Genomic DNA, 6,582 nt, shown 5'->3' with positions numbered 1-6,582 from the left:
TATGATCTTAGAATGAAGCTGTTTGCTGGTATCATTAATTCCGAGCTTAAATTATGACTTTTGCAAGAGGTCTATTTTAATAATACTTTATTAGAATGTCTCACTTAAATATTCCACCCAAAAAGAGTAGCCTTGCGTGAAACCCACCCTTTATCAGCGTATTATTGCTCCATTTGTCGAACCCTATGTTCGCTACCAACATGCAGATATTTTACATGCCACACGCCTAGGCACGGCTGTGATATTGGCTTTATTGGTCAATAAAATCACCAATCTTCCGCACGGTGAATGGACGACCATTACAGTATTCATTATTCTAGGGTTATTGCAATACCAAGGTGCTATTTATACTAAGGCGAAAGAGCGCGTAATCGGTACTTTATTAGGTATTGGTACTGCGCTTGGGGTGTTATGGTTCATTCAAAATGCAGGCGCATGGCTATGGGTGGACTATGCGCTCATTGGTCTGCTCAGCGGCATCATTGGCTATCTAGCCGTCAGGCAGCTTGGGTATACAGGACTACTAACGGGTATCACTATGCTGATGATTGTCTCTGATTTAGGCAATAATAGCATTGGTCAAGATGGTATCTACCGCGCGCTAAATATCTTACTGGGGACAGGCGTTTCGGTAGCAGTGACGCTGATTTTGCCGCTCAAATCAACGTTGATGTGGCGATTCTTATTGAGTAGTAATCTTGATGCTTGTAGTAGTCTCTATGCAGGCGTAGGTCATCATATTGACGCGACGGATGGAGTGGTGGACGACTCTGTTCAAAAGTTAAACCCAGTGGCTTTTCCTGTTAAAGAAGTACCCGTTGATAGAGCGTTGGTCACAGCGTTACAACAGATTAATAAACGTCTGCTGGCTGTGCGACCCCATATCGCGGCGACGGCCAGTGAGTCAGGTATTGAAAAGGAAACGCTAGAGACAATTCAACGTACCCATCGTAATATTATCGGGACGATTGACTTACTGTTAAGTGCGGCACCGCGCTTGGCAAATATCGAAATTGATGAAGAAAATCATGTTTTATTGGTACATTATCAGCATGAGCTAACCCAAGCGATGCAGCATATGGCAGCGGTATTACGTAGTCCAAGTGACGAAGTATTCCGGCCCATTACTCGAATCGCCGTCTCAGAGTATCCAAGCGTACAGCACCTAGCATTTGAGTGGCAGGGCTATTTTTGGTTGACCCAAACCTTGCAAACTCAGTTGCAGCAGCTGAGTGATTTACTGCAAACATCGAAACCGCATTGGTTTGCTGCATCCGGTCTGGGCTATCAACGCCGCGAGCAGCGCCGAATGAAAGAGCAGGGCGGCGAGACGGATTTACATTTATAGCGCAAAAAAACGCTGACCATTTAGGATCAGCGTTTTTATTTTTCAAAGACTACTTTATTTTAAAGTGCTAAATCAAAACTATTAACGACCAGTCTTTAGCTTATCCCAGTACTGTTGATACACTTGCAATGCCTCATCGCCCACATCTTCTTGGAACTCAGCTTTTGCTAATACTTCTTTAGAAGGATAAATCGTTGGATTGTTTTGGACGCTCTCATCCATCAGATCACGCGCTGCTATGTTCGGTGATGCGTAGCCGATCTCTTCGCTGACGATTTTTGCATTTTCAGGACGCAACAAGTAATCAATAAATTTATGTGCTGCATCAACTTGTTTGGCATTTTTTGGAATGACAAAATTGTCCATCCATAAGATAGCGCCTTCGGTTGGATACTTATAAACCAAGCTGGTCAAACCTTCGTCATTGGCCATGACTGCTTCACCATTCCATGTCATACCAAGTGCCGTCTCACCTTCGATATATGGCATACGTGTCGCATCAGAGTTAAAAGTTTTGACGTTTGGCATCAACGTGGTGAGCTTATCGTAAGCGGCCTCGATTTCGTCAGGATTACTACTGTTACCTGAGTAGCCAAGAGTCAGCAGTGCCATACCAAAGACTTCACGCACATCATTAGTCAGCATCACCTGACCCTTATACTTAGGATCCCATAGGTCATTCCAGCTATTGACAGTTTTTGGATCGACACTGTCACCGTTAATGGCTAGACCGGTGCTGCCCCACATATAAGGGATAGAGTATTTGTTATCAGGATCGACTTTGGTATTAGTAAATGAGGTATCAAGGTTTTTGAAATTGCTCAATTTAGATTTATCTAGTTCTTGCAGTAGTCCTTCTTTCGCCATTTTTTCGACATAATAAGTCGATGGAATCGCTAAGTCATACTGACTAGAATCATCGAGTAGTTTGAGCTTGGCATACATCGCTTCGTTAGAGTCAAATGTGGTGTAATTAACTGAGATGCCAGTATCTTCTTCAAAACCATCTAAAATCTCTTGCGGCATATATTCTGACCAGTTGTAAAGGTTCAGCGTCTCATTGCTCGCCGCAGAACTGCCATCCGCTGCATTGTCAGAGTTGCTACAACTGGCAAGCACCAAGCCGACAGCCGCTGCTAATAATGCTTTTGGCACTATAAGACCGACACTAGCCGAGGTGTGAGTAGTTGGATGGGACGATGATAAATGGGTCAAAATATCTCTCCTAAATAAAGATAATGCAAATCAGAAAAATTCAATAAAAAAGTCAAAAAGATAAAAGCCTGACATGGCCAATAAAACCATTATGGTCATTAATTTATACAAATTAAAGGGTTGTTACTAAGGTAATGCTCAATAATACTAATAAAAATAGCCAGTTGGGCTAATGAGATGAGTAGTAAAACTAACTTAATGACAGCTAATTTTGGGTAGAATTGCTAGCGAGCTGCTAACGTCGAATCGAAAAAAGATAGCATATAACCATGCTATGATTGGCGCAGGCCGAAGTATGACGAATATCATCTAAGTAAGTATAAGCCTTTGGCTCTAAGCCGCCAACCATACCATAATAATAAAGGATACAGCACAATGACCGAAAGTACCTCAACTCAAAATGCCTTGAATAAAAGCCACTCAGTTATACCGGCATTGCTTACGGATAAAGTTGCCATAGTCACTGGTGCCAGTCGGGGGCTTGGTGCACAGATTGCACAGCAAATGGCAGCAGCAGGCGCTATCGTTTGCGTCAACTACCTCAATAGTAAAGAGGCTGCTGAGGCAGTAGTGGCTGATATCATCGCGACAGGTGGCCAAGCATTTACTTATCAGGCGGATGTCACCGATCTTGAGCAAGTACAAGCCATGGCAGCTGAAGTCATCACTCGTCATGGACGTATCGATATACTGATCAATAATGCTTTGCCGAATTATCAGTTCAATCCAAGCGCTGCGTACACCAGTATCGAAACAGTAAAGTGGTCGCATTTTTCACAACAAATGGATGGTATTGTTAAAGGCGCAGTCAATACAGTACAAGCGGTGCTGCCGCAAATGAAAGCGCAGCAAGTAGGAAAAATCATCAATATATCGACCAATCTTGTCTACAACCCAGTGGTTACCTATTATGATTACACCACGGCTAAATCAGCATTGATTGGACTGACCCGCAACCTAGCGAGCGAGCTTGGACAGTATGGTATTCGGGTTAATTTGCTAGCAGGTGGCTTATTAAAAACCACCGACGCAAGCAGCTTAACCACTGAAGAGGTATTTGACTATATCGCGACTACGACGCCGCTGCGCCAAGCGACTTCGGTAGCTGACTTTGCCAATTCAGTATTGCTCATGGCATCTGATTTGAGCATGGCTATTACTGGACAATCTATCGCTGTCGATGGTGGCTTAACCATGCCTTAATTGAGGCCTTAACGCTCTATTGGATTTGTAGAAGAACAAAACGATCGTCAATGTGATTGAATCATCATTGCTAAAGATTTTATTTATATTTTCTATATAAAATTAGACCATAATAAAAAGCTCTTACTAATCGGTTAGTAAGGGCTTTTTTTAAATGAACGTTAATTAGATGAACATTAATGGCTTTATCTGCCTGAACAGTCTTACGACTTCATTGCTAACTGATTAAGCACGGTTTGAATACCATACTCTTCAATCGTCCCAGTGACAAAGTCAGCGCGTTCTATTAAAGCTGGCTGCGCATCTCCCATGGCCACAGCAAACCCAACCAAGTCGAACATCTCTAGGTCATTCATACCATCACCAAATGCCATACATTCGCTTGCATCTACTGCATAGTACTCACACATATCTTTGATGCCGCGGGCTTTTGATGCCTCTGCTGGCAATATATCGGCACCAATCTGATGCCAATGTACCAGTTTTAAATCATATTGGGCAAAGTCGATATCCTGCATTTTTTCTTGCTGATTGTTAAAAAATACCGAGCACTGATAGACAGTATTTGATTTGTAGTACTCAGGGTCAAGGATCGAATTGGGCGTGACAGCATTGAACTCGCGTAAACGTTCATTTTCACCTGACCACGCGATATGAGTGGCAGAGTCAAACTTATGAATCAAATCACTCTGCTGACACAGGCGTACGATTTTATCTGTCTGTTCAGCCGTTAGCGGGTAGTGGCTGATTCGGCCGCTTTTATCAAAACTATATTGTCCATTCATACAAATAATGGCGTCCAATATATCTGCATCAAGCAACGCTAAAATGTCTTCAGGCAATATGGCTTTAGAGCGACCAGTCGAAATCACTAGTTTAATATCGGTATCTGCAAGCTGCTCAAGCGTCGCTTTATTGTGTTCAGCGATAATGCCGTTACGGCTTAAGGTATCATCGATGTCAAAAAAGATGATTTTTGGGGTCGAAATCTTAGTAGTCATACTTTCTTTGGCAATCTTATCTTCGATAAACATGATGATCCTATTATTTTTAATCGTGTAGATACAATGACTCAGATACTACTACATCATACCCAATCAGATAAATACCTATCGAGTAACCTACGATGCTGCAAGCATGCTTATTGAGACAGTATTTGTATGTAGCCTGTAGAAGCGCTCATTGCTTGTCCAGAGGATTAACAAAAATGCTAAACGATATGATTAACTTAACCATGTTCATTTATTATAAAGTTATATTCAATTATCAAAATTAATCTACCAAATAAGATGGACTATCGTTATTAATGCATCGGCTACCTAAAGGAACAAGTATGAAATTCTTTACCTTAAAATCGGTTACAGTTTTGGCAACCTTGGCTTTATCTGCCAATGCTTTTGCAATGGATGTTGAATTTAATGATGCCGCTTGGGATGGCAAAAAAGTACCTGAGGGGCAGCAATGTCTGAATTATGATGGCAAAAGTCCAGCCACGCCTAGCATGACTGTTTCAAACATTCCGGCAGGCGCGGAGAGCTTGGTATTCGTCTATAACGATGTAAGCAACAAACGTATGCAGCATGGTGGCCATGGTATCGTCGAGTTCGCGTTACCAGAGGGTGCTACGAGCGCAGAAGTGCCACAAGTATTCGGTCATACTTACGAAGTACCAGTCGGTATTGAGATGGTTGCAGAATACCGTAACCGTAAAGGTGAGGCGGGCGGTGCATATAAGCCGCCTTGCTCTGGTGGTAAAGACCATCTATATACGGTAGATGTACAAGCATGGCAAGGCGATTCGGTACTTGCTGAGACAACAGTTGAGATGGGTCGGTATTGATACGTTAGCTATTCAATTAGTATGCAACAAAGTCGTTTATACAAAACTGTTTATATATAGCGTAGACGGCTGTTTATTGAGGGTAGGTTATGTTTTATATACCTATAAATACGCTAACTTAATAAACATGACAGACCCTGATGAATGCTTGTAGAGTTTAGTCTACAACTAAACATGACTTAGTCGTATAAGTGCGTTGAGGCAGGGCTATAGGAGAATATAGATTAGACTTGTTAACTATTGGAATAATGCCAAGATACTGAACGTGACAACTTTGTAGTATAATTTTACTACTATGGATATCGGTATGCTATATCATTGAAACTTCTATGTTATAAATCTAAAAAAATCATAGCAAATGATAAAAAACGTTATTAATTATACTTTATCTTAAAGTATACCTTGATTTGAATGAATTTTTTATAAATAAGGTTTCTTATGAACATAACGACAAGCCAACCTTCAGAAGATAGAAAAAGGCATGGCGAACATATTCTTATCCACATGACATATATCGCCAAAAATGTTGATCTAGATTCTGGGATTGAGCTGACTCGCGCACTTGAGTACTGGCGTAGATATTTTGAAGAAAACGATATCGTTTCAGCTTTAGTCATTAGCGAAGGTTATTTCGTTCAAAGTTTCCAAGGAACAAGACCTGCTATCAATACTGCCTTGGAAAAGATACTTGACGAGCATTCAACTATTGTCCCTAATATTGTGAATATAGAGGAAGTCGAGTCGCGTCAATGGAAAGGGTTTTTAGTTAAACATCTAACCTCAAGCGTTGAAGATGAAGAGCATGCCCTAAAGAATTTTTCAGCAGGCTCTGACTACAATCCTTACCTAATGAGAAGCCCTCAGATTGAAAGCTTCTTGAATGCGGTTTTTGAAAATGCTGAATAGACCTCTTGCAAAAGTAGTTATAAGACACAACGTATATTATTGAACGCTACTTACTTAATAGATATGCCAA

At 41.3% G+C, this 6,582-nt stretch carries 6 protein-coding genes; 4 read left to right on the top strand and 2 right to left on the bottom strand.

Going from position 1 to position 6,582, the window contains the following annotated elements:
* The first annotated feature begins 136 nt into the window (after positions 1–136).
* The gene (locus I3249_RS12730; protein ID WP_238070204.1) at positions 137–1,348 is read left to right on the top strand and encodes an FUSC family protein; all 1,212 of its coding nucleotides are present in this window, start codon (positions 137–139) and stop codon (positions 1,346–1,348) included.
* 81 nt (positions 1,349–1,429) lie between these two features.
* Here I3249_RS12730 and I3249_RS12725 read toward each other — a convergent pair whose 3' ends face one another.
* A complete protein-coding gene (locus I3249_RS12725) occupies positions 1,430–2,563 on the bottom strand; it encodes an extracellular solute-binding protein (protein WP_238070203.1) in 1,134 nt (377 codons plus the stop codon).
* A gap of 375 nt (positions 2,564–2,938) precedes the next feature.
* Between I3249_RS12725 and I3249_RS12720 the strand changes: the two genes are divergently transcribed.
* On the top strand, positions 2,939–3,766 hold the full coding sequence (locus I3249_RS12720; protein ID WP_238070202.1) for a 3-oxoacyl-ACP reductase: 828 nt from the start codon (positions 2,939–2,941) through the stop codon (positions 3,764–3,766).
* A 203-nt stretch (positions 3,767–3,969) separates the two neighbouring features.
* Here the strand turns inward: I3249_RS12720 and I3249_RS12715 are convergent, their stop codons facing one another.
* A complete protein-coding gene (locus I3249_RS12715) occupies positions 3,970–4,800 on the bottom strand; it encodes an HAD family hydrolase (RefSeq protein ID WP_238070201.1) in 831 nt (276 codons plus the stop codon).
* A 299-nt stretch (positions 4,801–5,099) separates the two neighbouring features.
* On the opposite strand from I3249_RS12715, the gene I3249_RS12710 reads away from it, so the two are divergent.
* Both I3249_RS12710 and I3249_RS12705 read left to right on the top strand, forming a co-directional pair.
* A complete protein-coding gene (locus I3249_RS12710; RefSeq protein ID WP_238070200.1) occupies positions 5,100–5,606 on the top strand; it encodes a hypothetical protein in 507 nt (168 codons plus the stop codon).
* 438 nt (positions 5,607–6,044) lie between these two features.
* The gene (locus I3249_RS12705) at positions 6,045–6,512 is read left to right on the top strand and encodes a BLUF domain-containing protein (RefSeq protein WP_238070199.1); all 468 of its coding nucleotides are present in this window, start codon (positions 6,045–6,047) and stop codon (positions 6,510–6,512) included.
* Positions 6,513–6,582: the final 70 nt, after the last annotated feature.

The organism is Psychrobacter sp. Ps1, assembly GCF_022129425.1.
In the GTDB taxonomy this organism is placed as follows: domain Bacteria; phylum Pseudomonadota; class Gammaproteobacteria; order Pseudomonadales; family Moraxellaceae; genus Psychrobacter.
This window is presented reverse-complemented; position numbering and strand designations above follow the sequence as displayed.

Bases quoted from the DNA above. Each gene is read 5' to 3' on its own strand.
- I3249_RS12705 (WP_238070199.1), top strand. From the start codon at position 6,045: ATGAACATAACGACAAGCCAACCTTCAGAAGATAGAAAAAGGCATGGC.
- I3249_RS12715 (WP_238070201.1), bottom strand. From the start codon at position 4,800: ATGTTTATCGAAGATAAGATTGCCAAAGAAAGTATGACTACTAAGATT.
- I3249_RS12710 (WP_238070200.1), top strand. From the start codon at position 5,100: ATGAAATTCTTTACCTTAAAATCGGTTACAGTTTTGGCAACCTTGGCT.
- I3249_RS12720 (WP_238070202.1), top strand. From the start codon at position 2,939: ATGACCGAAAGTACCTCAACTCAAAATGCCTTGAATAAAAGCCACTCA.